29 protein-coding genes are annotated in these 26392 nt (G+C 31.2%); all 29 read right to left on the reverse strand.

Annotation, left to right across the window (positions count from 1 at the left end; genetic code table 11):
* Positions 1–2028: a flagellar biosynthesis protein FlhA gene (gene flhA, locus KVH43_RS12390; RefSeq protein WP_218282830.1), complete on the reverse strand. Its 2028-nt coding sequence runs from the start codon at positions 2026–2028 to the stop codon at positions 1–3.
* Positions 2029–2039: 11 nt separating this feature from the next.
* Positions 2040–3128, reverse strand: coding sequence for a flagellar biosynthesis protein FlhB (flhB, locus tag KVH43_RS12395; RefSeq protein ID WP_218282831.1), 1089 nt, complete (start codon positions 3126–3128; stop codon positions 2040–2042).
* A 4-nt stretch (positions 3129–3132) separates the two neighbouring features.
* The gene (fliR, locus tag KVH43_RS12400) at positions 3133–3918 is read right to left on the reverse strand and encodes a flagellar biosynthetic protein FliR (RefSeq protein WP_218282832.1); all 786 of its coding nucleotides are present in this window, start codon (positions 3916–3918) and stop codon (positions 3133–3135) included.
* Between the two features lie 15 nt (positions 3919–3933).
* A complete protein-coding gene (gene fliQ, locus KVH43_RS12405) occupies positions 3934–4203 on the reverse strand; it encodes a flagellar biosynthesis protein FliQ (protein WP_218282833.1) in 270 nt (89 codons plus the stop codon).
* Positions 4204–4214: 11 nt separating this feature from the next.
* Positions 4215–4988 carry a flagellar type III secretion system pore protein FliP gene (gene fliP / locus KVH43_RS12410; protein ID WP_255547767.1) on the reverse strand — a complete coding sequence of 258 codons (774 nt, stop codon included), beginning with the start codon at positions 4986–4988 and terminating at the stop codon, positions 4215–4217.
* Positions 4985–5470, reverse strand: coding sequence for a flagellar biosynthetic protein FliO (locus KVH43_RS12415; RefSeq protein ID WP_218282834.1), 486 nt, complete (start codon positions 5468–5470; stop codon positions 4985–4987). The genes fliP and KVH43_RS12415 overlap by 4 nt, the downstream gene beginning before the upstream one ends.
* Position 5471: 1 nt before the next feature.
* Positions 5472–5834, reverse strand: coding sequence for a response regulator (locus KVH43_RS12420; protein ID WP_218282835.1), 363 nt, complete (start codon positions 5832–5834; stop codon positions 5472–5474).
* 15 nt (positions 5835–5849) lie between these two features.
* Positions 5850–6998 carry a flagellar motor switch phosphatase FliY gene (gene fliY / locus KVH43_RS12425; RefSeq protein ID WP_476695952.1) on the reverse strand — a complete coding sequence of 383 codons (1149 nt, stop codon included), beginning with the start codon at positions 6996–6998 and terminating at the stop codon, positions 5850–5852.
* A 10-nt stretch (positions 6999–7008) separates the two neighbouring features.
* The gene (gene fliM, locus KVH43_RS12430; protein ID WP_218282837.1) at positions 7009–7995 is read right to left on the reverse strand and encodes a flagellar motor switch protein FliM; all 987 of its coding nucleotides are present in this window, start codon (positions 7993–7995) and stop codon (positions 7009–7011) included.
* Positions 7996–8009: 14 nt separating this feature from the next.
* Positions 8010–8426, reverse strand: a complete 417-nt coding sequence (locus KVH43_RS12435) for a flagellar basal body-associated FliL family protein (protein ID WP_218282838.1) — start codon at positions 8424–8426, stop codon at positions 8010–8012.
* A gap of 24 nt (positions 8427–8450) precedes the next feature.
* Positions 8451–9203 carry a flagellar motor protein MotB gene (locus KVH43_RS12440; RefSeq protein WP_218282839.1) on the reverse strand — a complete coding sequence of 251 codons (753 nt, stop codon included), beginning with the start codon at positions 9201–9203 and terminating at the stop codon, positions 8451–8453.
* Complete coding sequence (locus KVH43_RS12445) at positions 9204–9992, reverse strand: flagellar motor protein (protein WP_218282840.1); 789 nt, start codon at positions 9990–9992, stop codon at positions 9204–9206.
* A 3-nt stretch (positions 9993–9995) separates the two neighbouring features.
* Entirely contained in the window at positions 9996–10217 is a 222-nt protein-coding gene (locus KVH43_RS12450) for a flagellar FlbD family protein (RefSeq protein WP_218282841.1), read from the reverse strand.
* Between the two features lie 46 nt (positions 10218–10263).
* The gene (locus tag KVH43_RS12455; protein ID WP_218282842.1) at positions 10264–11778 is read right to left on the reverse strand and encodes a flagellar hook protein FlgE; all 1515 of its coding nucleotides are present in this window, start codon (positions 11776–11778) and stop codon (positions 10264–10266) included.
* Between the two features lie 76 nt (positions 11779–11854).
* Entirely contained in the window at positions 11855–12217 is a 363-nt protein-coding gene (locus tag KVH43_RS12460; protein WP_255547768.1) for a TIGR02530 family flagellar biosynthesis protein, read from the reverse strand.
* Positions 12210–12716, reverse strand: a complete 507-nt coding sequence (locus KVH43_RS13520; protein WP_338028347.1) for a flagellar hook capping FlgD N-terminal domain-containing protein — start codon at positions 12714–12716, stop codon at positions 12210–12212. The genes KVH43_RS12460 and KVH43_RS13520 overlap by 8 nt, the downstream gene beginning before the upstream one ends.
* Positions 12717–12727: 11 nt before the next feature.
* Entirely contained in the window at positions 12728–14068 is a 1341-nt protein-coding gene (locus KVH43_RS12470; protein WP_218282843.1) for a flagellar hook-length control protein FliK, read from the reverse strand.
* 30 nt (positions 14069–14098) lie between these two features.
* On the reverse strand, positions 14099–15358 hold the full coding sequence (locus tag KVH43_RS12475; RefSeq protein WP_218282844.1) for a MotE family protein: 1260 nt from the start codon (positions 15356–15358) through the stop codon (positions 14099–14101).
* Between the two features lie 9 nt (positions 15359–15367).
* Positions 15368–15811, reverse strand: a complete 444-nt coding sequence (gene fliJ / locus KVH43_RS12480) for a flagellar export protein FliJ (RefSeq protein ID WP_218282845.1) — start codon at positions 15809–15811, stop codon at positions 15368–15370.
* Positions 15812–15822: 11 nt separating this feature from the next.
* Positions 15823–17130 carry a flagellar protein export ATPase FliI gene (gene fliI / locus KVH43_RS12485; protein WP_218282846.1) on the reverse strand — a complete coding sequence of 436 codons (1308 nt, stop codon included), beginning with the start codon at positions 17128–17130 and terminating at the stop codon, positions 15823–15825.
* A gap of 10 nt (positions 17131–17140) precedes the next feature.
* Positions 17141–17911 carry a FliH/SctL family protein gene (locus KVH43_RS12490; protein ID WP_218282847.1) on the reverse strand — a complete coding sequence of 257 codons (771 nt, stop codon included), beginning with the start codon at positions 17909–17911 and terminating at the stop codon, positions 17141–17143.
* On the reverse strand, positions 17904–18914 hold the full coding sequence (gene fliG / locus KVH43_RS12495; RefSeq protein WP_218282848.1) for a flagellar motor switch protein FliG: 1011 nt from the start codon (positions 18912–18914) through the stop codon (positions 17904–17906). Before fliG ends, KVH43_RS12490 begins: the two co-directional genes overlap by 8 nt.
* Before the next feature lie 11 nt (positions 18915–18925).
* Complete coding sequence (fliF, locus tag KVH43_RS12500; protein ID WP_338028386.1) at positions 18926–20413, reverse strand: flagellar basal-body MS-ring/collar protein FliF; 1488 nt, start codon at positions 20411–20413, stop codon at positions 18926–18928.
* 92 nt (positions 20414–20505) lie between these two features.
* A complete protein-coding gene (gene fliE, locus KVH43_RS12505) occupies positions 20506–20790 on the reverse strand; it encodes a flagellar hook-basal body complex protein FliE (protein ID WP_218282850.1) in 285 nt (94 codons plus the stop codon).
* A gap of 25 nt (positions 20791–20815) precedes the next feature.
* Positions 20816–21253, reverse strand: coding sequence for a flagellar basal body rod protein FlgC (gene flgC / locus KVH43_RS12510; RefSeq protein ID WP_218282851.1), 438 nt, complete (start codon positions 21251–21253; stop codon positions 20816–20818).
* Positions 21254–21258: 5 nt separating this feature from the next.
* Positions 21259–21672, reverse strand: coding sequence for a flagellar basal body rod protein FlgB (flgB, locus tag KVH43_RS12515; protein WP_218282852.1), 414 nt, complete (start codon positions 21670–21672; stop codon positions 21259–21261).
* Positions 21673–22137: 465 nt separating this feature from the next.
* Complete coding sequence (codY, locus tag KVH43_RS12520) at positions 22138–22917, reverse strand: GTP-sensing pleiotropic transcriptional regulator CodY (protein ID WP_218282853.1); 780 nt, start codon at positions 22915–22917, stop codon at positions 22138–22140.
* 235 nt (positions 22918–23152) lie between these two features.
* Positions 23153–25228 (reverse strand): type I DNA topoisomerase, encoded by a 2076-nt coding sequence (gene topA, locus KVH43_RS12525; protein ID WP_218282854.1) that lies wholly within the window; start codon positions 25226–25228, stop codon positions 23153–23155.
* Positions 25229–25304: 76 nt separating this feature from the next.
* A complete protein-coding gene (gene dprA / locus KVH43_RS12530) occupies positions 25305–26390 on the reverse strand; it encodes a DNA-processing protein DprA (RefSeq protein ID WP_218282855.1) in 1086 nt (361 codons plus the stop codon).
* Positions 26391–26392: the final 2 nt, after the last annotated feature.

The following is a 26392-nucleotide window of genomic DNA, read 5'->3' on the forward strand; positions in this document are numbered from 1 at the left end:
TTATGCACTCACCACCCCAATAGACTGTACTTCAATTTTTGAATCGATCTCATTATAAGACAGAACTATCAATTCAGGAGTTAATTGTTCTGTTAACTTTTTAAAATAGCCTCTCACAATAGGAGAAGTTAATATTATTGGTTGTTCCCCAACAGACATCAATTTTTCAATTTGTGTTGCCAAGTTGTTCAAAACTGCTTGTGCTATATTTGGATCTAGATTTAAATATGATCCATGCTCTGTTTGCTGAATTGATTCCATAATGGTCTGCTCTAAGCTCTGATCAAGTGTGATAACTTTCACATGATCTCCATCGATAAACTGTTTTGTAATAGCCCTTGAAAGTGACTGCCTTACATATTCTGTTAACATTTCTGTATCTCTTGTAATTGTTCCATAATCTGCAAGTGTTTCTAAAATAGTTACCATATCTCTTATAGATATACCCTCTCTTAATAAATTAGAAAGTACTTTTTGAATCTCTCCTAAAGACATGATTTTAGGTACAAGTTCATCAATCAATGCCTCATTATGTTCTTTTACATTATCAAGTAAAGATTTAACCTCTTGCCTTCCTAATAGCTCATGAGCATGTCTTTTAATAATTTCAGTAAGATGAGTTGATATTACTGAAGAAGGATCTACAACCGTGTATCCAAAAATTTCTGCTTTTTCTCTTTCGTCCTCTTGTATCCATTTTGCAGGTAGTCCAAAAGCAGGCTCTACTGTATCAATTCCACTAATATCTCCTTCAGCTGTACCTGGATTCATTGCTAAATAGTGATCAAATACAATATTTCCTGCTGCCACATCTATTCCTTTTATTTTAATTACATATTGATTAGATTCTAATTGTATATTATCCCTAAGCCTTATCATAGGTACAATAATTCCTAATTCGAGTGCACATTGCCTTCTAATCATAACTAACCTGTCAAATAAGTCTCCACCTTGATTAGGATCTGCTAATGGAATAATCCCATACCCAAATTCTAATTCAATTGGATCTACTTGTAGTAATGGAAGTACATTTTCTGGCTTTCTTATATCTTCAGCCTCTGTATCTTGATGAACTTCCTCCTCTTCAACAATGCTTTCTTGAATAGATTTTTTAAGCATGAAGCCTAAATACACAAATACACCACTTAATAAGAAATAAGGAAGATCTGGAAGTGGTGTCAATCCTAAAAATAATAATACACCAGCAATAATAAACATTATTTTAGGCTGTCTAAACAGCTGCTTTATTACATCATTTCCTAAATCTGAATCAGAGGCAGCTCTTGTTACTACAATACCTGTCGCTGTTGAAATCAAAAGCGCAGGAATTTGACTTACTAAACCATCTCCAACCGTCAATAAAGTGTATTTTTGAAGTGCTTCCATAAAGCTTAACCCTTTACCGAGCATTCCTAAAACAAAGCCTGCTGTAATATTAATAATAGTTATAATAATCCCTGCAATAGCATCTCCTTTTACAAATTTACTAGCTCCATCCATTGCTCCATAAAAATCCGCTTCATTTTGAATGCGCATTCTTCTTTCCCGTGCTTCTGCTTCAGTAATTAAACCTGAATTTAAATCAGCATCAATCGCCATTTGTTTTCCTGGCATCGCATCTAGTGTAAATCTTGCTGCTACTTCTGATACTCTTTCTGCACCTTTGGTAATTACCATGAATTGTATGATAATAATAATCAAAAATATAATAAATCCAACAACAGCATTACCACCTACAACAAATTGTCCAAATGCCTCGATAACAGCTCCCGCATTACCTTTAGAAAGAATATATCTAGTAGTAGAAATATTTAAAGATAATCTAAATAATGTAGTTAATAGTAACATAGAAGGAAAAACTGCAAATTCTAATGGTTCCTTATTATATATTGCAATGAGCAAAATAAGCATTGATAATGAAATATTCAAGCTTAACAATATATCTACAACAATTAATGGTATTGGCATGATAATTATTATTATAACTGCTATAACTGCAAGTGATACAACAATATCACCAAATTTCATTTTTATTCCTCCTAATAAATATTTTTAATTCTATATACATAAGCTAAAACTTCTGCAACTGCTTGATACAGATCTGGAGGAATATAATCTCCTATATCAACAGTAGAATAAATGGCTCGTGCTAGAGGCTTATTTTCTACAATCACAATATCATTTTCTGAAGCTATTTTTTTTATTTTTTGTGCTATAAGATCTTTTCCTTTTGCAAGTACTATAGGTGCATCTTCAATGTTGCTATCATATCTAATTGCAATAGCATAATGGGTTGGGTTCGTGATAATTACATCAGCATTAGGAATATCCTGCATCATTCTTCCCATAGACATTTGACGTTGCTTTTCTTTAATCTTAGCTTTTATTTTAGGATCTCCTTCCATTTGCTTATATTCTTCTTTTATCTCTTGCTTTGACATTCTTAACTCTTTTTCAAATTCCCATTTTTGATAAAAATAATCAACCACTGCTAAAACAAGTAAGACCATAGCAGCACGAAAAGCAATGTTAACTATCGTTTTTCCTACGTAGCCTGCTATCTGTAGCATCTCCATATCCATAACGTTTAGTATATTTTTCGATTGCTTTATTATATAACCAAAAATAACATATCCTACTGCACAAATTTTCACAAGAGATTTAAATAATTCAATCAGTGGTCTCATAGAAAAAAACTTTTTAAGTCCATTAATTGGATTTAATTTGCTAAATTTAGGTGTCAAAGGTTTTGTTGTAAATAAAAAACCTACTTGCATATAACTACAAATCAATCCCGTAATAAAAGCTGCTGCTAGGATTGGTATCACAATTTTTGCAGTCAAAAAGATAGACTGAATAAATAGTTTATGAATACCTCCTACACTGAATAGCTCATCTATTCTCTTTATTTCTAAAAGAATATTTTTGGTAAATCCTACGAAATTATAATAGATATAACTTCCCATTAAGTTCAATACACAAAACGTAAATAATAGAATCAGTGCAGAGTTTATTTCTCTACTTTGTAAAACTTGACCTTCTTCTCTTGCTTGCTTTTTTTTCCTAGGTGTCGCCTTTTCTGTTTTTTCACCATTAAAAAACTGCAAGTCTATTTTAAAAAGAAACATGACATCATCCTTTTGATACAAGGTTCAGAAACTCATATAGATTTTCAAACATATGGTCGAAAATATTTTCAAAAACACCTACATATAAAGGAATCATTAAAACAATAATCATCAATCCAACAATTATTTTTAAAGGCATTCCTATAACAAAAACATTCATTTGAGGCATCGTTCGCGCCAATATACCAAGTAGCATATTTGACACAAGAATAGCTACTAAAATAGGCGCACCCATTTTAAATGCAATAACAAAGGTATTTATTAATATTCCTATCAATTTATCAACCATAAAAGCATTGATAGTTAAATTTCCTAAAGGTATACTATCAAAACTATATTTTAAGGCATAAATTAATGTATGATGTCCATTTATGGATAAAAATACCAGCACAGCCATAACATAGAATAAGCTTCCCATTAATGGAACTTGTGTATCATCCTCTGGATTGATTACACTCGCCATAGAAAAACCTATTTGCATATCTATGATAGTTCCTGCCAAATATATAGAGCTATAAAACAAATAGCAAATAAATCCTATCATCATCCCTATTAATAGCTCTTTTATGCTCGATACCAATAATAAATAAAAATGATCATTCACTAAAGTTGTTGGCACTTTTATCACTGGAAAAAGAATAAGCGCTGTAATAAAAGAAAATCCTATTTTAAGATAGGTTGGTACATTTTTATGATTTAAAACTGGCGCTGAAACAAAAATACCTAAAACTCTCGAAAAAATCAATAACAAAACATCTATATGCTCAAGTAAACCAAATGCAATCTCCACATTTTTTCATCCAATCTATTGTATAAAATTATTCAAATTCATAAATAAGCTTTCGGTATAATCCACAATAGTATTTAAAATCCACGGTCCAAAAACAATAATTGCAACAAGCACCGATATAATTTTAGGAACAAAAGCAAGGGTTTGTTCTTGTATTTGCGTTGTTGCTTGAAAAACACTTACTGCTAAACCAACAATAAGTCCTAATACAAGCATTGGTGCTGATAACAATATTACATTTGTCATGGCTTGTTGCATAAGATCAATAATCTGTCCCTCACTCATTTAATACACTCCTAATGAAATCCCATAATTAAGGATTTGATAATAAGATTCCATCCATCTACTAGTATAAATAACAGTATTTTAAACGGCATTGAGATCATTACCGGCGGCAGCATCATCATTCCCATAGACATCAATGTACTTGCAACCACCATATCTATTACAATAAATGGTATAAACAATACGTAGCCGATTTGAAATCCTGTTTTTAATTCACTAATAATAAAAGCTGGAATCAAAGCTTTAGATGGAATATCTTCTAATTTTTTAGGTTTCTCACTCCCAGATATATCTATAAATAGTGCTAAATCCTTTTCTCTGGTTTGTTTGAACATAAAACTTCTAACTGGCTTCATAGCATTCTCTAAAGCTTCTTCTGCTGTAATCTGTTCATTTATATAAGGCTGTACTGCCTTCTCATTGATCTCCTCACCTATTGGTGCCATAATAAAAAAAGTAAGAAAAAGGGCTAAGCCAATAAGGACTTGATTCGGAGGTGTTGTTTGGGTAGCAATAGCTTTTCGTATAAAAGATAATACAATGATAATTCTAGTAAAGCACGTCATCATAATCAAAATAGACGGTGCTAATGCTAAAATTGTCAATAAAAATAAAATTTCCAAGCTATTTGCTACCTCTTTTGGATTTTTTGCTTCATCTATGCTTAATCCTATCTTAGGAATAGGCATCTTAGGTTCAGCAGAAGATATAGAAAACGAGAGAGCTAAAACAAATATCATCAACACAGTAATCCATAAAAATTTTTTAAAATCTTTTCTTATCATTTCATTTCGTCCCTATCCGTATGATGTTTTACGCCCTGCATTCGTCTCTTCATTTCCTTTAATTTGTTCATCATAGTATTTGTAAAAGCATCAAAGCTTTTAGGTTTTTCTTGTGAAAAAGTATTTTCTTTGTATAAATATTGGTCTAATAAAGTATCAAAATCATTATCCATTTTTTCATATTGCTGATTTTTAGAAGCTACTTTAATATCATCTTCATCAATCTTATCAAGTATATTAATATTTTGCTTTGAAACAGCTAAAATGTAATAATATTTTCCAATATAAAGCAAATAAATTGATTTATCTATTCCCAAAGATATTTTTTCAATAACTTTCATATTTTTCCCTTTTACGAGAAATGAACCATTTTTTGCAATTAATTTTGTTACATAATAAGCTGCTACTAGTATAAAAATAAATACAAACAAAACACTAATAAAATATTTTACATCTGGTATAATGATGATTTCCCCTTTCAAATTAACCTAATACTTTTTTTACAGCTTCAATAACTCGATCTGCTTGGAATGGTTTTACAATAAAATCACCAGCCCCAGCTTGAATAGCTTCAATAACCATAGCTTGTTGTCCCATTGCTGAACACATAACAATTTTAGCATTTGGATTTATTTTTTTTATCTCTTTTACCGCCTGTATTCCATCTACCTCAGGCATAGTAATATCCATAATCACTAAATCAGGATTCAATTCTTTATACTTTTCAATTGCTTTTGCACCATTTTCAGCTTCTCCTAACACATTGAATCCATATTTCGTTAAAACATCCTTGATCATCATTCTCATAAATGCAGCATCATCAACTACTAAAATTCCTTTTGACATGATTGTTCCTCCTCTTTATTTCATTTTATTTGCTTTTTTAGCAGGATTCAAAATATCCGTTATACGGATACCATAATTTTCATCTATTACTACCACTTCACCTTTAGCCATAAACTGTCCATTCACTAATATATCTAAAGGCTCACCTACCAATTTGTCCAATTCCACAACAGTACCTGGTGAAAACTCTAAAATTTCACTTATTTTTTTTGTAGTTCTACCTAATTCTACTGTAATTTCTAGTGGTACATCTCTAATCAAGCTAATATTTTCTTTTTCGCTACTTGAATAGCCATTATCAAATGACTGAAACTGTACAGGTTGTACATTTACAGGTTCTCTTCTAGTCATGTTTGGTCTAGCCATTTCTGGCTGTTGGTTACTGCTTATATATTCAGTATTTCCAACCTGATTCGCCATAGTACTAGGTTGTGTTTCAATAGGTTGAGCTACATTATTTGCTTGCTCATTTGTAGTATTATGATCTTCCCCATTATAATTCGATGAACTTCCATTAAGTAAATTATTCACTAAATCCTTTGCAAAATCAATAGGAATTATCTGCATAATCTCACTATCAATAAGATCTCCTACTACCATTCTAAATGCAATTTTAACAATTTTATCATTATACCCTACAAAATCTAACCCATCCAAATCAGTTGCAAAGCTCATAGAGATAGCTCTTGGTGGATGAATATCAATTTTACTATGAAACATTTCAGATAAAGATGTAGAAGATGATCCTACCATTTGATTCATTGCTTCACCAATTGCACTTAAATGTAGTTCAGTAAGTTCTCCAGAAACATTTGTTCCATCTCCACCCATCATTAGGTCTGTAATCACTTTTACATCATCTTCTTGTAATACCAAAAGATTTGTACCCTTTATCCCCTCTTTATATTTAACCTCAACTACAACAAAAGGAATAGTATATTGTTTTGCCAATTCATCCATAGTAAGTACTGTAACCTTTGGTGTAGTAATAGTAACCTTTTGTCCTAAAAGAGTAAACAATGTTGTTGCAGAAGTTCCCATACTAATATTTCCTATTTCACCTAGGGCATCTTTTTCATCTTCACTTAGATCTTCATCTGGCTTGTTTTCTGCAACCGTCGAGGTGCCTTTCAATAAAGCATCTATTTCCTCTTGAGAAAGCATATCGCCCACTTTATTCATCTCCTTTCTCTACAATACCTTCTATTTGTACAGCCATCCTTTTTCTTTTTGTTCCAGGTTTTCCATAATATTTAAGCTGCTCTCCAACAAAAATCTTTACATCTTCTTTGATTGAAGTATCTAATTGAATTACATCTCCAACTTGAAGGTCTAAAAACTCACTTACAGTTATATAAGTACTTCCTAAAACTGCTCTAACAGGAACTTTTGTTTTTTCTACTCGCTTTGCAATAATTTCTTCATCATCAGATGTTCTTTCCTTGTTCACACTATTAAACCATAATCTTGTATTCAATTTAGGCAATATAGGCTCAATAACTAAATGAGGAATACATAAATTAACCATTCCTTCTACATCACCAATTTTAATATTTAATGTTATAAGTGCGATAGTTTCACTAGGTGAAACTATTTGAGCAAATTGAGAATTTGTTTCTATTTTTTCTAATTTTGGATTAATGCTTACTACATTTTCCCACGGCTCCTTAAAAAGTTTGATAATTTGCTTAATAAGCTTTCTTAATAAAGAAATCTCAATCTCTGTAAAATTCCTTTTTTCTTCGACAATTCTACCACTGCCGCCTAAAATTCTGTCAATAATAACAAAGGCAACATCAGCAGTAATGTCTAATATGATTTGCCCTTCTAATGGAGAAAAATCAATAATACCTAAAACTGCTGGATTTGATATGGAATTAGTAAATTCATGATTAGATAATTGTTCTACACTTAATACTTCAACCTGCACTAATGTTCTGAGATAGCCAGATAAGAAGGTATTTAACAATCTGGAAAAATTCTCATGAATAATTTGGAGTGTGCGCAATTGTTCCTTTGCAAATTTATCTGGTCTTCTAAAATCATATTTTTTTACTTTTGATTCCTTAGTCTCTGCAGTTATTTCCTGTGCATCTACTTCTCCAGAACTTAAAGCCTGTATTAGGGCATCTATCTCACTTTGTGATAATACATCAGACAATTACGTTCCCTCCCTTATTGGATAATAAATTCAACAAAGTACACATCCAAAATTTCATCAGAGGGTACGACTTTTTTGATTGATTTTAGAATTTCTTGTCTAAGAGATTGCTGTCCTTTATCTCCTGATAACTGTGTCTCATCTTTACTTCTTAATAATTCTAAAATATTATTTGTTATTTTAGAACGCTTATTATCTAGACGCTCACTCAATTTTTCATTCAGCATTTCTATATCCATATTCACTTTTAAGATTTTTCTACTATCTTTTACATTTGCATATAATTCTCCAATAGAGTAGGTATATGTCTTAAGTTCTTTGGGCTGAGTATCAGCTTTTTTATTTGTAGCCATATAAAATGCTGTGCCTACTACTACTGCAGTAATCAAAAAACCTATGATACTGAATAATATTACTTTTTTTGTTGTCATTCTCTTACGCCCCTTCTGAGAATTTTAGTAATATGGTTCTGATTTTACAAAATCTGAACGAAGTATTACAATATCTACCCTTCTATTTTTTGCTTTGTTTTCTATAGTGTCATTAGGTACTACAGGATGGTACTTGCTGTATCCTGACGCTGATAATCTTGTAGGCTCAAGTCCTGCTTCCTCAATTAAAAATCTTACAACATTAGATGCTCTTGTTACAGAAAGTTCCCAATTTGTCGGGAATTTTTTAGAATTTACAAGTCTATCTGAATCTGTATGACCTTCAACTCTTATATGTTTTCCTGTAAATTCATCTTGTTTCAAAAGATCTGCTATAAACTTTAATGTTTGCTTGGCTTGAGGCTTCAAATCTGCTTGTGCTGCATCAAACAACACATTATCTTTAAATCTTAATAATAATCCTCTCTTTTCAAAATCTACTAACATCTGCTCCTGCATATGATTATTTTTTAAATATTCTTCTAATTTTTCCTTAAGCTTTTTAAAATCCTCTGTTTCTTCGATTTGCTTTGTTAATCTTTCATCATTTAATGCTTCTTCAATATATGGAGTGTTCTCAAGAGTTTTCCCTCCACTTAGTACTCCTAATGACCCTTGAAATGACTGTAATACCGCTGTAAACTTCTTTGCATCAATGGAAGAAAAAGAGAAAAGCAATACGAAAAAACATAAAAGTAATGTCATCAAATCACTAAAGGTTGTCATCCATTCAGGCGCACCACTCTGTGCTTCTTCTTGTTTTCTTTTTCTAGCCATCTAAGCTCCCACACTCTCTTTATTATTCTCTTGAGATGTCTTTCTTTGCTTTGGAGAAAGGAACGACTTAAGCTTTACTTCTATAATTCTAGGATTTTCCCCTGCCTGTATAGATAAAAGACCTTCAACTATTACCTCTTTTATCAATATTTCTTCTCTACTTCTAAGCTTTAATTTTGCAGCTATAGGTATAAAAATTAAATTCGCAAGCAATGCACCATAAAAAGTTGTAATTAACGCTACAGACATACTTGGTCCTACAGTTGATGGGTCATCTAGCGTTTTTAACATATTTATCAGTCCTATTAAAGTACCGATCATACCAAAGGCTGGTGCTAAACTTCCTAAAGTATCAAAAATGCTTTTTCCTTCCCCATGCCGCTCTTCTAAGAATGCCAGCTCAGTCTCTAATATATTTCTAACCAATTCAGGATCTGTACCATCTACAATAAGCATAATACCTTTTTTTAGAAAATCATCATTGATATTTTCTGCTGCCTCCTCTAAAGCTAAAAGACCTTCTCTTCTTGCAATATTTGCTATTTCAATAATCTTATCAATCACTTCCGTAGGGTTAAGATTTTTCGTAGTAAAAGCCTTTTTTACAACAACTAAAGCATCTTTAACTTTGTTTAGTGGATATGCTACAAGTATTCCTGCAACGGTTCCACCAAGAACAATAACTATTGAAGCTGGATCCACAAAGGTCCCAAGACTCCCTCCAAGCAAAATTCCACCTATTACAAATCCCATACCTACGATAATCCCTAATACCGTTGCTAAATCCAATGCCTACACCTCATTTCCTAAGAAGTTATGGGTTATGATAGTTTTCGAGAAAATCCTCTGTTTATATTTTATTATTTTGTCGATAATTTGGTCAATAGATTCTAGCACAATAATTTTTTTACCAGTTGTAAGCGTTATAACTGTATCAGGTGTAGACTCAATAAATTCAATCAGGTCACTATTTACTGCATACTCTTTTCCATTTAGCTTTGTTAAGATAATCATATAAACCATCCTTTAAACTCCGGGCTAAAACGCCCGGAATAAATTATTATCTTTTTAAGTTAACTAATTCTTGAAGCATTTCATCTGTTGTCGTAATTACTTTTGAATTCGCCTGAAATCCTCTTTGAGTTGTAATCATATTTGTAAATTCTCTACCTAAGTCTACATTTGCCATTTCAAGACTTCCTGGACTAAGCTGTGCAAATCCATTTGACCCCGGAAGACCTATCGAAGCAATACCTGAATTTCTTGTTTCTATATACATATTTGATTCTGACTTTTGCAGCCCTGCAGGATTTTTAAAGTTGGCAATCGCAACTCTTCCTAAAACTCTTCTCATGTTATTAGAGAATACACCAGTAATCTCTCCATTTGGAGCAATTGCAAATTCTTCTAATGAACCTTGTTTATATCCTTTTATATAAGTTGCTCCTGCATTTGATTCATTGGCAAATTGAGTTAATTTTTTTAGATTGATATCAAATTGAAGGGGAGCTGCTCCATTAGTTATATTTTTTCCTAATTTAAAGGTCATTTTAAAATCTCCTAATACATTTCCCTTATTATCAAATTTTAATGTAAAAGATTCTTGTTGAAAAGAACCAGCAGTATCTTTTGATCCATATTGAAAGCCATCCTCTGATTGTCCATCATCTTTAATCGCATCTCCCTCAACTTTAATATTAGAATCTCCATTTTTATACATATTTCCATCAGGATGTAGATAAAAGGCATCTACATTCCATGTAGCTATACCTGAATCGATATCTACCTCTTTCTTTGTGAAAACAAGCTTTATTTTGTGAACATTTCCTAATTTATCATATACCTCTATTGTTGTTTCTCCACCAATACTCTCTTTATAATCATCATTCGCCACATATATAGCCTTACCCTTTGTAATAGTTGTATCAAGTTCATATATTCCATTTTTTTCAGGATCTGCATTTACCGTTGGATCAGGTTTTGGATCATAGGTATCAGAAGCTTTAGCCCTACTATCTAAATTTCCTTCAAATATTACAACATCTTCATCTGGGTTGGTTGGTGATGGTTCTGTAGCTTGTGGTGGATATACTACAGACCTATCTATTCTTAATCCTTCTATACTACTTTTTAGATTTCCTGATTCATCAGCCATATAGCCTAATACCTTATATCCATCTTGTGTAACCAAATTACCATAATCATCCAATACAAAATTTCCTGCTCTTGTATAGTATTTATTAATATAATTTACATCATCAGATACCATGAAAAATCCTTCACCATTTATCATCAGATCTGTTGGATTCTCTGTTCTTTCTGGTGTTCCTCTTTTATGTAGTACATCTATAGCTCCTATATCTACACCAAGACCTACCTGCATTGGGTTAGTTCCTCCACGACCACCCGTACTTGCTCCTGCTCCTTTTAAAGTTTGATTGAATGTTTCCTTAAAGGTAACTCTAGAACCTTTAAATGCTACTGTATTTACATTGGCAATATTATTTCCAATAACATCCATTTTCATTTGATGAGCGCTAAGGGCAGATACTGCCGAATACATTGAACGCATCATTTTAAAAAACCCCCTTTATTTGCTGTAATAGTTCTCATCTGTCATTCAGAAAACCATAGCCCCCTAAAAGGTCCAGCTATATGATTACAGCACCGTCTATATTTGTAAATATATTTTCTTTTAGTTGTTCATCTGTAGCAACAGTAATAATAGTTCTATTTTTTACACTTGCAACAAATGCTTTGTTGTTCATAAGTATCAATGTTTCTTTGATTCCCTTTTGCTTTGCTTTATTTAATGCTTCATTGATTTTGTTCATTTCTTGATTATTAATCTCAATATTTCTTGACTGCATTCTCTCCTTTGCATGCTTTGAAAACTTCACATCCTTGCTTGCAATATTATCTAATACCTGTGCAAATGATTTTTTATATGTGTTATTTTTAGGAGAGAGCTTAGGTATCGAGGCGTGAATTTTATGAATCAGGATCTTATTCATTTTCACTGCCTCCATTTTCATCATCTGTACTGTCCGAACCATCTGTGCCACCCTCTGGTGGTTTTATTCCATATGCTTCTAACGCTTTACTGATCTTTGCTAATTCATCAACCATTTGTTTATTTAAATTATAGTTCATTTTACTCACCGTCAGCATAGCATCGTTTGTATTTCTTATTTCTTTTGTCAACCCTTCCATTGCATTATTCATATTTTGCATTTGTTCAAGACTACTAAATTGAGCCATTTGTCCCATAAATTCTTTATCGTCTACAGGATTTAATGGATTTTGATATTTTAACTGTGTCACAAGTAATTTTAAGAAATCATCTTTTCCCAGCTTGTTTTTAAGCTTTTTAGAAGTAGTTTTCTGCTCATCTTCCTTCATCTTATTAACCTCACCATATATGAGCTTATCTTCCTCTTTCTTTGTTTTTTTTGTCGTTTTTGTCATTGATGTGGCTGTACTTGTACTATTACTTACTCCATAAACTGCCATTTATTCACCCCCTACCCTAATTGATCTATTGTAGACTCTCCAATAGAAAGTCTAGTATTTACACCTTCATTCACGACTATATTTTCATACTCTAATGAATTAACCATATTTTTCGTACTATTTTTCTTCTTAAAGTTCATGAAATTTTGATGCTTTTGAAAATCTGTATCTTGTCCAACAGATACATTCAATTCTTGAATGCTAAACCCTTTTTCATTGAGTGCATCCCTAAGCGCATTAAAATTTGATTCTAAAACTTCCTTTACTGTTTGATTTTCTGCAACAATATTAGCTATAACAATACCTCTTTCAACTGCTATTTTCATTGAAAGATTTCCAAGATGCTCTGGTTTAAGCTGCAATGTCATTTCAGAACCCTTTTCATCAACTAATACGTGAGCCTTCTCAATCACCTGCTCTAAAATATTTTGAAAATTTGGCTTTTGTATTGCTGTTTCTAATTTTATATGCTCTATCTCATTCATATTGTTTTGAATCACAAAAGCTGTAGGAATATCTTCGATGATTTTATCGTTAATGATTACTTTTTGTATCTTATTAGCGAAAAATCCAAATTTTCCTTTATTTTTGTCATTCTGAGACATTTGTTTCTCATTTTCTGTATTTTGCTTAGCTTTATTCTCGATATTTGCAAATATATCTTCTTTAGCATCAGCTGTTTCAGGTCCTGTATCTTCTTTTATATATAAGTCGTCCACATTAGATTTATTTGCAGCTTCACTCGCTGTTATATTGATTGTTTCATTTTTATTAGTTATTTCTTCAGCTAGTAAATTTTTAAGCTTTTCAAATGCTTTATCAAAATCTTTTATCTCTAGTTTTACTTCGCTCTGATCGAGTAATATTTCTAATTTGTCTGTTAACTGCTCAAGCCTTTCTTTTGACAGAACATACTCCTTTATGTCATTTCGTTCAATAAAAGATATTATTTCTCCTAGCTGTGATTTTATATCGTCCAATTTTATTTCTGTGTTTTCACTGTTTTCTCCTGTTTGCAGTGCTTTATCTAATTCCTCTATAAATGCATTTAATACAGCTATTAGCTCTAGCATCTCCTGTTTTACATTCTCATCTTCATCTTTTTCTATATTTTCAGTAGAGCTTTTGTCTATTGCTTCCTTTACATTACTTTCTTTTTTTTCATCTTTAGCTACTTTATTTTGAATCGAAGCTTTTTCGTTCTTCCTTCCCTTTTTAGGCTCATTCATTTTTTCATTGAGTACCTTGTCAAAAGAATCCTCTTTGCTCGTTTTTATAATGCTTTTTTCTTTATAATCCATTTTTTTGTTATTGCTTACCTTAATATTTATATTCATCATATCTACATTCATTTTTTCACCTCCTTTCTATCTTATATACATTTATTTCAGCTGTTTACTTGGTAGCGTTAATTTTTTAGATATATCTGAAGCTAAATCACTATCTAAGGCTTCAAGTACCTGTGCTACCGTTTTTTCTTTAAGCTTCTCTAAAACACTTATTGCAAGGTCTTGATCTGTTATAGTAATTTGATCTTCATTATTAAAAGTATATTTTTCTGGAGCTTTACGACTTTTAAATAATTTACTTATCATATCTCCAATCTGTTTAGGTTCCATTTTTGTATATATTTTTACTAATTCATCTACCTTCTGATCATACTCTCTATATATTTTTATAGCTCTCATTAAATCTTCAGTTAATGTATCATTTCCTTTTATAAGCACTTCATCATTTTTAATCTGTTCTAGCAACTTATAAGTGAAATTTTCGTCTTGAGTCTTAGCAAGAACTTTTGCTGCTTTTAACATGTTCATATTTCTATATATAGTTGACAATTCGTTGAGCTTATATTTTTGTTCACTTCCAATATCCTCTAATAGCTTCTCAGCATTTTCAGAATTATAAATATTAGCTATATTCACTAATTCTTTTTCTCTATCATTCATTTTATTTAAAATATCTGTTACTTTTTTTCTCTTTTCATTTGATTGATAATTAGCCAAAAGCTTGTTTTTTACTTCAGCCTTTAAATATTTTAAAATATCTGCTGCGTTCCCTTCTTTCATTTGCTCTAGGATCAATCCCATCGTATTATAAGAAACTGTTTCATTCATTAAATTTGTATTAATTTCTTGTACAGCATTCACTAATGACGTATTTTCATAATATTTCGCCTTTTCCTGTAGTTCTTTTGTTTTTTCGCTTTTAATTTGTTCTATAATAGACGATAAAATATCCTTCTTGATATCGCCCTGTCTTCTATATTCAAGTATTTTTTTTGTTTGATTAGAATTTAACTGTGTGCATATTTTAATCAAATCCGAATATAACTTTTCATCTTCATTTTTAATAATGGTCAATTTATCAGAAGCGCTTTCTGCATCTAAACCTATCAAGTATTTTGCAACGGTTCTTTTTTTACGCTCTTCTTCTTCTTTTGTTGGAAAACTTTCAAAATAATTTCCAATCGGTCCAGAAACTTTGCTTAAATATTTATTTGCTACAAATTTAAAATTATCATTTGTAACATAAACGATACTCATAATCATAATAGGAATAGTAATAAAAACAGCTGCAACAATAAGTAAAATTTTTCCTATTCCCATGCTATTTTTTTCTCTTTCCTTAGACTTTGCCATTATTGCCCCCTAATTGCTTTTGAAGTTTTGAAACGTTACTAATTGGTCTACAAAATTTTCTTCTTCCTTTTTTTCTATATAACAAAAATTTTCTTTTTCTTTTTCTTTTAATTTCTCAAAGGTTCGCTTCTCCATAGAAGCCTTCATCAATTCTTGTCTGCATTTATTTACTTCATTATTACATTGTTCTACAATTTGAATCTGTTCATGGATCTTTCTTTTTAATCCTAATAAAAATGAATCATAAGTCTTTAAATATCCTACGTTTATTCCACTTTGTACCTTTAAAGCAATATGATTTTTGCAATTATCTTTATATTTTTCCAACTCCCTTAATTGCTTTTTTTCATTTTGAAGCTTAGACTGTGCCTTATTCAATTTCCCTTTTATTACATCTTCATATTTTTCTTTCACTTCTAATAAATTTTGATATTTAAAGCGAAACTTTAACAATCAGAACACCTCTATTGTAGAAGATTTTTCATTTGTGATACTGCATCATGATAATTAAACTTATCATGTATTCCTTGTCGTAAATAATCATTTAATGCATCTATCATCTTTATAGCATAATCTATTTTTGGATTGCTACCACTCACATAAGCACCAATATTAATCAAATCTTCAGCATCTTTATAAGTAGCTAATATATCTCTGAATTCACCAGAAAATTTTCTATGCTCCTCATCAACAATATTAGGCATTACCCTACTCACACTTGCAAGAATATCAATAGCTGGATAATGATTTTTATTCGCAAGCTTTCTAGACAATACAATGTGTCCATCTAATATACCTCTCGCTGTATCCGTTATAGGCTCATTCAAATCATCTCCATCTACCAACACAGTATATAAAGCCGTTATAGATCCCTTATCAGAATTTCCAGATCTTTCAAGAAGCTTAGGTAGTGCTGCAAAAACAGAAGGCGTATATCCCTTTGTTACAGGGGGTTCTCCCACTGCTAAGCCAACTTCTCTTTGTGCCATTGAAAATCTTGTTAATGAATCCATAAGCAACATAACATTTTTGCCACTATCTCTAAAATATTCTGCAATAGAAGTAGCAAGTAAAGCCCCTTTCATTCTTACAAGAGCTGGTTGATCAGAAGTTGCTACAACTAAAACAGATCTTTTTAATCCTTCTTCCTGCAAATCCTTCTCAATGAATTCTCTAACTTCTCTTCCACGCTCTCCAATCAAAGCGATTACGTTTACATCTGCTTCTGTATTTCTAGCAATCATACCCATAAGTGTACTTTTTCCAACACCACTTCCAGCAAATATTCCTATTCTTTGTCCCACTCCACAAGTTAATAATCCATCAATAGCTTTTACTCCAAGAGATAAAACTTCTTCTATTTTTTTTCTTTTCAAAGGATTTGGAGGTTGATTGTTTACAGGGTATTTCTTTGTAGTAGCTAACCGTCCTGTATCATCTATAGGATTCCCTAAGCCATCTAATATACGACCTAAAAGTTCTTCTCCAACATTCACAGACAGCATTTCACCTGTAGCTACCACTTTACTCCCTGGTCCAATTCCATCCATTTCTCCTAAAGGCATTAACAATACCTTCTCATCTCTAAATCCTACTACTTCTGCTTTTATTGGTGTTATACCCTTTAATGGATATATATAACATATTTCTCCTAATTTAACAGCAGGGCCTAAGGATTCTATTGTTAATCCTACAACTTGAGAAACCTTGCCACTATATTTAATTAAATTTGCATTTTCAAGAGCATATCTATATTTATCTAGATTAAGCATTTCTTTTATATCACTCGCTCTCTAATATTTCATGAAATAATGACTTGATCTGATCGAATTGAGTTTTAATACTTGAGTCAATACTTCCTGAAACTGTATCCAAAATACAACTACCCTTTTTCAGAGAAGGATCTTGTTTTATTTTAATATCATCAATGTTTTCTGCTAAAACTAATATTTTATCCTTTGCACTAATAGCATAATCATAGTCATCAGGACTTACTCTAAGTACTAATGATTCTGTATAAGCACATTTGCTAAGTGCTGCTTTTACAAGTCCAATAATCGTTTCATATGAATCTTCTATCTTCATATTCAGTATTTTTTCTACAATATTAATAATAAGTTCTATACTTTCTTTTTCTAACTGTGAAACTAAACTCTTTTTTGTCATTAGCACTTCATTTTTTATATCAAGGGCTTCTTTAATCAATTTATCTGATTCTGCCTTACCAACTTCATAGCCTTCGCATTTCCCAGCTTCAAATCCATCTTTCTTTGCATTTTCATATATTGTTTTTGCATCTTCATAAGCATCACTAATAATCCTTTGTGCTTGATTTTCTGCTTCTGCTAATTTTTCTTTTACTAAAGCTTCGATTTCCTGCATTTTTTGATTATATATCGCTTCGAAATCAACTTCCTGCACCTTCTCTTCTTCTATTTCCTGCTCACAATCCTTTTGTGTATTTATAACTAAATCATCTTTTGAAATATTTTCTATACAGATTTCTTTTATATCTCCAACCTGCACATAAGAAGACTTATAAATCCTAGGCAATGATTTCGTCCCCTCCTCCACGAGATATAATAATTTCACCAGCTTCTTCAAGTTTTCTAATGGTATTGACAATTTTTTGCTGTGCCTCTTCTACATCTCTTAATCTTACTGGTCCCATAAAGTCCATATCTTCTTTGATCATTTCTGCCATACGCTTTGACATATTATTAAATATAATATCTTGTACTTCTTGCGTAGCACCTTTTAAAGCAATAGCTAACTCATTGTTATCTACATCACGTATAAACCTTTGAATCGATGTACTATCTAATGTAACAATATCCTCAAATACAAACATTCTCTTCTTGATCTCTTCTGCCAATTCAACGTCTTCTATTTCAAGAGTTTCCATAATAAACTTCTCTGTACCTCTATCAACAGAATTTAACAGATCCACAATAGCTTGTATACCTCCAGCTGTTGTGTAATCTTGTGTAACCATAGAAGATAATTTACTCTCAAGAACCGCTTCAACCTCTTTGATAATTTCAGGTGTTGTTCGATCCATAGTAGCAATACGCTTAGCTACTTCAGCTTGTTTATTCTGTGGCAAAGAAGATAAAATCTGTCCTGCTTGTTGAGGTCCTAAATACGAAAGTATTAGTGCAATTGTTTGCGGATGTTCATTTTGTATAAAATTCAACAATTGGCTAGCATCTGCTTTTCTTGCAAAATCAAAAGGACGAACTTGTAAAGAAGCTGTAAGCTTATTTACTATATCATAAGCCTTTTGCGTTCCTAATGCTTTTTCTAAAATTTCTTTTGCATAGTTAATGCCTCCTTCAGAAATATATTCCTGTGCGAGACATACTTGATAAAATTCTTCCAAAACCTTCTCCTTTTCTTCAGGAGAAATTTTTCTCATGTTTGCAATTTCTAATGTTAATTCTTCAATTTCTTCTTCTTGAAGATGTTTAAATATCTTTGCTGATTTATCTGGCCCTAAAGAGATCAGCAGCACAGCTGCCTTCTCTTTGCCAGTTAATCCTGTTTTTCTAGGCATATTCTACACTCCTAATCTTCGTTTAACCATGTCTTTAGCAGTTGTGCAACTGCTTCAGGATTCTTATCTACAAATTTATCGATTTGTTTTTTATAGCTTGATTTTTCATTTGCTTCAAGTTCTATCTCTTCAAGTTCATCTTCTATAGTTGGAACAGTATCTTCTAGCACCGTATCCATTTCATCTTTTCTTTTTCTAAGCCTGTAGACTGTATATACAGCACCACCAATAAGCAATGCTCCTAATATGCCTATAGCCCATAGTGGAATATTGCCAAAAGCTCCTGATTGGCTGTTTTCTTCCATACTTGCAAATTGATCCGCTAAAGTTGTATCAAAATCTTTCGCCATCACTTCAACAACTTTTGTATCTAATCCTGCTGAAGCCGAAACAATACTTTTTATTTGCTTTTCTTCTTCTTCTGTAAGCTCTCCATTTGGTAACACCTTCTTGTTTATTAAAACAGCAACAGTTATATCCTTTATTTGTCCTTGTGCTTTTACAATCTTTTTATTTATTTCATTTAGCTCATAATTAATAGTTTTATTTATTTTATCATATTTAGACTCATTTCCATTTTCTTCTACATATTGAGTAATATCTTCTGAATTAGAGTCTGTTCCCGGAACTCCACCATTGCTTCCATTTGTTAAATGTTCATTTTGCTCATTCATACTTCGAATAAGTCCATTTGTCTCATCTTTTATCGGTGGTGAGAATTCTTTTACATTTGTTACTTCACTATCAAAGTCTAGTTTTACATTTACCATCACTGCAACATTTCCTGATCCATATGAAGTAGATAAAAATTCTTTTATACTTTCCTGCATTTGATTTTGTACTTGCTTTTGTAGCCCTAATTGGGTAGAAGCATCAAAATTATCTTTATCCTTTTGATTGTTTAATACTTTTCCTTTATTGTCAACTATAGATATATTTTCAGGGTCTAAATCTTTTACAGCATTTGCCACAAGCATTACAATACCATTTACTTGTTCCTTTGAAAGCTCTTTTCCTTTTTCTAATTCAACAAACACAGACGCTTTTGATTTTTGCTTATCAATCAAAAAATTTGTATCATCTGCTACACTCAAATTAACCATTGCATTTTTTATCCCATCAATTTCTTCAATCGTTGCAGCTAATGCATTCATTTGCGCAATAATATATCTTTTTTTTCTTTCTTCATTTGTCATTGTAAGACTATTGCTATCTATCATAGTTTCATAAGAAAATCCTTCTTTAGGTAATCCTGCCACAGCAAGCTTTGCCTGTGCTTTATTCTTATATTCCTTCGGCACTAATATAGTACCTAATTCATCATCTTTCCACGGTATAGACATTTCATCAAGCTTTGCAGTAATTTCTCCAACATCCTTTGGTGTTAAATCATTAAATAGTGTTACATATTCTGGTTGTGAAGTAAAATAAAATAATAATGTCATACTAATGATCACCAATAATCCGCTGACGCCAATTTTAATTTTTTTGCTTCTTATCTAATTTCTTATAAAATTCATTTAATTGCTCTTTTATTTGTTCTAGCCCATTGCCCATTTAGCCACCTCATTCCCTTATACGACTATATGCATTATACTTGCAATCTCATTATCTCTTTATAGGCATCTAGAACTTTATTTTTAACCTCAACAGTAAATTGCAGTGCAATTTTAGATTTTTCAGCGGCGATCATAACTTCATGTATATTATCAATTTCTCCCATCGCTGCAAGCGTATTTATCCTCTGAGATTCTAACTCATAATCATTTACCTTTTTCAATGAATCCTTCAAAAATGCAGAAAAATCCTTATGATCTTTCTTTTGTGTAATATTCAATGCATTTATTGATGGATTGGTAATATTATTTATCTTCATCTATAACTCCTCCACCATTTATTATCTATTTTCCTATTTCAAGTGCTTTCATCGCCATGCTTTTCGCAGCATTCATGGCTGTTACATTGGCTTCATATGCTCTAGTAGATGAAATCATATTAATCATTTCTGTTACAATATCTACATTTGGCATCTTTACATACCCATCCTTATCTGCATCAGGATGTCCTGGATCATACACTTTTTTAAACGGAGTTTTATCTTCCTTAATTGCAACAACCTCAACACCATTTCCTATTTGTTGTCCATTTTTAGCATTTTCTAACGTCTGTGCAAAGTTGGGGCTACTCTGTTTAAAAACTGGAACTTGACGTCTGTAAGGAGTACCACTACTAGTCCTAGTCGTATTGGCATTAGCAATATTTTTTGATATTATATCCATCCTCAACCGTTCTGCTGTTAATCCAGTAGCACTAACATTAATTGAATGAAACAAACTCATTTTAGCTACCTCCCATCCTTAATAACAATTCTAAGTTTCTGAAAATCTGATGTAATCGATTCTTTTAACATATAATACCTTATCGTATTCTTTGACAGATTTGCCATTTCCACATCTATATTTACGTTATTCCCGTCTTTTCTATACTGATTTGTATAATCCTTTGTAACTATTGGCTTTACTTTGTCTATAGAAACATTTCCTACTGGCAAGTGATTTTCATTTGTCAATTTACCTTCTATAGATCTCTCTGATAAATTTTGTGCCAAAATCGATTCAAATTTAACTATATTTCTTTTATATTTAGGTGTATTTACATTTGCTATATTGTTAGATATCGCTTCATTTCTAAGCCAACAAGCATCCATACCCATTTTTAAAATATTTATATTGCTAAAGGACTTATTTAAAATACTCATATTTTCCTCCCACATTCATTCTACATAAATATTTTCAACATTATCTTTTCTCTTTTATGAATATTCGACATAAAATTTGCTTTCCCTTCTTTTTCTGCACATTTGGTTTCATCTCGTACCAGTCTATTTCATTTTTTTTCCATATTTCTCGTTATTATTATAATATATATTCTTTGAATATGCGACATTTTTTTCATAAATAGTAAATTGGAACTATTTGCTTTAAAATTTACATAACATTCTTACTGTCACTAATTCTAGTATATTTTATTTTACCTTTAGACCCAACAGGAAATATTTTCACATAAAATTATATATCAAAATATAACCTCATATTAATCTCAGATAAATAATTTTAATCTTTATTTCAAATATATTTATACCTTATTTTAGCAGACCTGTCATTAATTTTGAAATTTTATGCCTTAAAAAAAAGCAACCTTATAGATTGCTTTTTTTAACATCTTATCTCTTTAATTTTTCCAACTCATCAATAAGCTTATCATTAAGTATTTTAATATGTGTACCTTTCATTCCTAAAGATCTTGATTCTATTACTCCAGCACTTTCAAACTTTCTCAAAGCATTGACAATAACAGATCTTGTTATTCCTACTCTATCCGCTATCTTACTAGCTACCAGCAAACCTTCTGTTCCTTCAAGCTCTTCAAATATATGTTCTACGGCTTCTAATTCAGAGTAAGAAAGTGTTCCTATTGCCATTTGTACGACAGCTTTCTTTCTTGCTTCTTCCTCGATTTCTTCACTTTTAGCTCTAAGTATTTCCATTCCTACAATAGTAGCACTATATTCAGCTAGTATTAAATCTTCATCAGTAAATTCTTTATCATGTCTTGATAAAATAAGCGTACCCAGTCTCTGCCCACTTCCATTAATAGGTACAATGGTTGCTAATTTTTTTGCACTTTCAACATCGTATCTGAAAATTTCAAGTAGTGCATCTCCTGTTACATTATATTTTGTATCAACGATTTTTAACAATTGTTCATTGTACTCTTCTGGGAATTTTTGTCTTCCTGTAACAGAGTCAACAATAATAGGACTTTCTGATTCATCTATTAAATAAATCCCTAAAACTTTACCTCTTTTATTTGCAACATACACATTAGCATCCAATACATCACTCAAAGTTCTACATAACTCTGCAAATGAAACAGGCACATTGCCTGACTGCTGCAATATCTTGTTCAGCTTTCTTGTTTTTTCCAATAACGTAGTACTCATTTGTAATCCTCCTCGTAAACTTTTTCTTATAGAATAAATTTATTTATATTTTCTTTTGATATTTTACATATTGGTTATTTTATTTATAGCTTCTTCTATAAAAGAAGCTTTTATTCCTTCTGTTTCCAAATCATAATCGATATCAAAATTTTTATTTTAGCAAACCATTTGCAATGGTATCATATTTTATCAATTTGTTCAATAACAAATTGTAAAATTATAAAATAAATTTTGATTAATCAGCCTTTTCTTCAATTCTTTTATATTTACATTCTTTATCTGAACATTGAATAATTGTATCGTTTTTTCTATTTTTTTTAACTAAAAGAGAGCCACAAACTGGACACTTTTCAGCAATTGGTCTATTCCATGTTATAAAATTACAATTTGGGAAATTACCACATCCGTAAAACAATCTACCTTTTCTAGATCTTCTCTCTACGATTTCTCCTCCACAGCGTGGACATGCTATTCCTATTTTTTTTACAAAAGGTCTTGTATGCTCACATTCTGGATATGCAGAACAAGCCAAAAATTTTCCGTATCTTCCATACTTTATCACCATATTTTTACCACACACTTCACAAATTTCATCTGTTTCCTCTTCAACTAACTCTATTTTTTTTATTTCTTCTTCTGCATGTTTTAATGTTTTACTAAAAGGTTTGTAGAAATCATCAATTACTTGAATCCATTCTAATTGATTTTCCTCAATTTTATCTAATTTTTCTTCAAGCTCCGCTGTAAAATGCTTATCTACAATATCTTTAAAATACTCTTCTAACAAATCATTTACAATAACCCCTAATTCTGTAGGCTTTAATGATTTATTTTCTCTTTCCACATAGCCCCTACTGATTATTGTTGATATAATTGGCGCATATGTACTAGGTCTACCTATATTTTTCTCTTCTAATTCTTTTACCAATGTACTTTCCGTAAATCTTGGAGGTGGCTGCGTAAAATGCTGCTTTGGTTCTATGCTTTGAAGTTGTAATCTTTGTCCTTTTACAACTTGTGGTATTTCCTTATCTGAAACGGTTGCATAAGTATAAACCTTTAAAAAACCATCAAATATAAGTTTTGAGCCTGAAGCTTTAAATAAATAGTTATTATTAGTTATATTTACTGAATATGTTTCATAAACTGCATTTTTCATTTGACTTGCTAAAAATCGTTCCCAAATTAATTTATATAGTTGATATTGTGCTTTTTTAAGAGAAGACTTAATTTTGTCAGGAGTTCTTTCTATAGATGTTGGTCTTATAGCTTCATGTGCATCCTGTGCTTCTTTTTTTGTTTTATACTTTTTTTCTTCATCAGCTATATACTCACTAGAAAATTTTTCTATAATATATTTCTTAGTATTTTCCTTTGCTTCATTAGAAATTCTTGTTGAATCTGTTCTTATATAAGTTATTAGACCTACAGACCCTTCTCCTTCAATATCTATTCCTTCATATAGCTGTTGGGCAATCATCATTGTTTTTTTAGTAGTAAATCCTAATCGATTTGCTGCTTCCTGCTGCAGACTACTAGTTGTAAAAGGTGGATACGGATTTCTTTTTTTCTCTTTTCTTTTTACCTCTGATACAATAAAAGTTCCTTGTTTTAATTTTTTTACTATCTCCTCTACCATATCTTCATTTTTTAAATCTATCTTTTGGTCAATTGTACCATAAAATTTACTTTCAAAAACTTCTTTTTTATTTTCTGTAGATAAGCTTGCAACAATACTCCAATATTCTTCTGGTATAAAGTTTTTAATTTCCTTTTCTCTATCGCATATCATCTTCGTAGCAACAGATTGAACTCTACCAGCACTTAATCCTTTTCTGATTTTTCTCCAAAGCAATGGGCTAATACTATACCCTACTAATCTGTCTAATATACGTCTTGCTTGTTGCGCATCTACTAAATTCTTATTGATTTGTCTAGGATTTTTAACAGCATTTTTTATAGCTGTTTTTGTTATTTCATTAAATTCAATTCTACATTGATCTTGTTCATCAATAGATAATATATGTGCTAAATGCCATGAAATAGCTTCTCCCTCTCTATCAGGGTCAGTAGCTAAGAATACTTTCTCTGCCTTTTTCACTTCTTTTTTTAATTCCTTGATAATAGGTCCTTTTCCTCTGATAGTTATATAATGTGGTTCATAATCATTTTCGATATCTATCCCCATTTTACTCTTAGGTAAATCTCTTACATGACCAACGGAGGCAACAACTTTATAATTCTTGCCCAAAAACTTTCCAATAGTTTTGGCTTTAGCAGGAGATTCTACTATCACTAAAGATTTTGCCACAATTTCACCTCCATTTTGTAAAGCAATAGTAATTATATCAGAAAGCTTTTTAAATTTCAAAATATTAGTCTAAAAATTACTTTGCTATTAATAGTTTTCCTGGTAACTGCTCTACCAATCCTTTAAGCTGTAAAACAGTAATAATACTGCTAACTTTATCAACATTCCAACTTAATTCTTTTAAAAGTAACTCTATATGGATTGGCTGTTTGTCTAAAATCACATTATATACCTTTGATTCTAAAGCACTAAGAGGTATTTGATTTTCCTCTTTTTCATCGATCTCTATATGAAGTTCTTCTAAAACATCTTCAATATCTGTTACTAGCTTTGCACCTTCTTTTATAAGTTTATTTGTTCCCGCGCTTAGTGAACTATTAATATTACCAGGAATAGCAAATACTTCTCTTCCTTGTTCAAGGGCAAACTCTACAGTGATCAAAGAGCCGCTATTTATACTTGCTTCTACAACTATCACTCCCTTAGACATTCCACTTATAATCCTATTTCTAACTGGAAAATTTCCAGGCAAGGGCTTTGTTTCAATGCTATATTCAGATATAACAGCTCCACTTTTTTCAATTTCTAACATTAAATGATAGTTCGCTTTCGGATAACAAGTATCTAGTCCACATCCCAAAACAGCAATCGTTCTTCCACCATGCTCTAATGCCCCTTTATGAGCCATAGTATCTACACCATAGGCCATTCCGCTAATAACCACAATTCCTTTTTTCGCTAAATCACTAGCCAGCTTATAAGCTACATACTTGCCATAAGATGAAGCCTTTCTTGATCCTACAATTGCTATTGCATTTTCATCTTTTTTTAATATCGTTCCTTTTTTATATAATAAATAAGGAGGATTATATATATTCTTTAAGTTTTCTGGATATTCTTTACTATTCCTCCCTATTATTTCAATATTATGCTTTTTTATTTTATTCATCAATTCATTGATATAATAAGGATTACGGTTTTTTACTATGTTATTAACAATTGCTTTATTTATTCCTCTGAATTGATTAAACTTTTCTATAGGTGCTTTAAATATATTTTCAGCACTCCCAAAAATTTTTAATAAATTTTCCAAAGTTTTATTTCCTATACCATCTATACTATGTAGCCAAACCATATATTCTTTTTCATTCATTTTATCCATCC

Origin of the sequence: Crassaminicella indica, from assembly GCF_019203185.1 — a bacterium.
Lineage (GTDB): Bacteria > Bacillota > Clostridia > Peptostreptococcales > Thermotaleaceae > Crassaminicella > Crassaminicella indica.

Excerpts from the sequence above, each read along its gene's own strand:
- flhA (WP_218282830.1), bottom strand. The coding sequence starts at position 2,028 with ATGAAATTTGGTGATATTGTTGTATCACTTGCAGTTATAGCAGTTATA.
- flhB (WP_218282831.1), bottom strand. The coding sequence starts at position 3,128 with ATGTTTCTTTTTAAAATAGACTTGCAGTTTTTTAATGGTGAAAAAACA.
- fliQ (WP_218282833.1), bottom strand. The coding sequence starts at position 4,203 with ATGAGTGAGGGACAGATTATTGATCTTATGCAACAAGCCATGACAAAT.
- fliP (WP_255547767.1), bottom strand. The coding sequence starts at position 4,988 with ATGATAAGAAAAGATTTTAAAAAATTTTTATGGATTACTGTGTTGATG.
- KVH43_RS12420 (WP_218282835.1), bottom strand. The coding sequence starts at position 5,834 with ATGTCAAAAGGAATTTTAGTAGTTGATGATGCTGCATTTATGAGAATG.
- fliY (WP_476695952.1), bottom strand. The coding sequence starts at position 6,998 with ATGCTTTCTCAAGAGGAAATAGATGCTTTATTGAAAGGCACCTCGACG.
- KVH43_RS12435 (WP_218282838.1), bottom strand. The coding sequence starts at position 8,426 with ATGACAACAAAAAAAGTAATATTATTCAGTATCATAGGTTTTTTGATT.
- KVH43_RS12440 (WP_218282839.1), bottom strand. The coding sequence starts at position 9,203 with ATGGCTAGAAAAAGAAAACAAGAAGAAGCACAGAGTGGTGCGCCTGAA.
- KVH43_RS12450 (WP_218282841.1), bottom strand. The coding sequence starts at position 10,217 with ATGATTATCTTAACAAAGCTAAATGGAAAAGAGTATGCAGTAAATAGT.
- KVH43_RS12455 (WP_218282842.1), bottom strand. The coding sequence starts at position 11,778 with ATGATGCGTTCAATGTATTCGGCAGTATCTGCCCTTAGCGCTCATCAA.
- KVH43_RS12460 (WP_255547768.1), bottom strand. The coding sequence starts at position 12,217 with ATGAATAAGATCCTGATTCATAAAATTCACGCCTCGATACCTAAGCTC.
- KVH43_RS13520 (WP_338028347.1), bottom strand. The coding sequence starts at position 12,716 with ATGGCAGTTTATGGAGTAAGTAATAGTACAAGTACAGCCACATCAATG.
- KVH43_RS12470 (WP_218282843.1), bottom strand. The coding sequence starts at position 14,068 with ATGAATGTAGATATGATGAATATAAATATTAAGGTAAGCAATAACAAA.
- KVH43_RS12475 (WP_218282844.1), bottom strand. The coding sequence starts at position 15,358 with ATGGCAAAGTCTAAGGAAAGAGAAAAAAATAGCATGGGAATAGGAAAA.
- fliI (WP_218282846.1), bottom strand. The coding sequence starts at position 17,130 with ATGCTTAATCTAGATAAATATAGATATGCTCTTGAAAATGCAAATTTA.
- fliG (WP_218282848.1), bottom strand. The coding sequence starts at position 18,914 with ATGCCTAGAAAAACAGGATTAACTGGCAAAGAGAAGGCAGCTGTGCTG.
- fliE (WP_218282850.1), bottom strand. The coding sequence starts at position 20,790 with ATGAAGATAAATAATATTACCAATCCATCAATAAATGCATTGAATATT.
- flgC (WP_218282851.1), bottom strand. The coding sequence starts at position 21,253 with ATGAGTTTGTTTCATTCAATTAATGTTAGTGCTACTGGATTAACAGCA.
- flgB (WP_218282852.1), bottom strand. The coding sequence starts at position 21,672 with ATGAGTATTTTAAATAAGTCCTTTAGCAATATAAATATTTTAAAAATG.
- codY (WP_218282853.1), bottom strand. The coding sequence starts at position 22,917 with ATGAGTACTACGTTATTGGAAAAAACAAGAAAGCTGAACAAGATATTG.
- dprA (WP_218282855.1), bottom strand. The coding sequence starts at position 26,390 with ATGGATAAAATGAATGAAAAAGAATATATGGTTTGGCTACATAGTATA.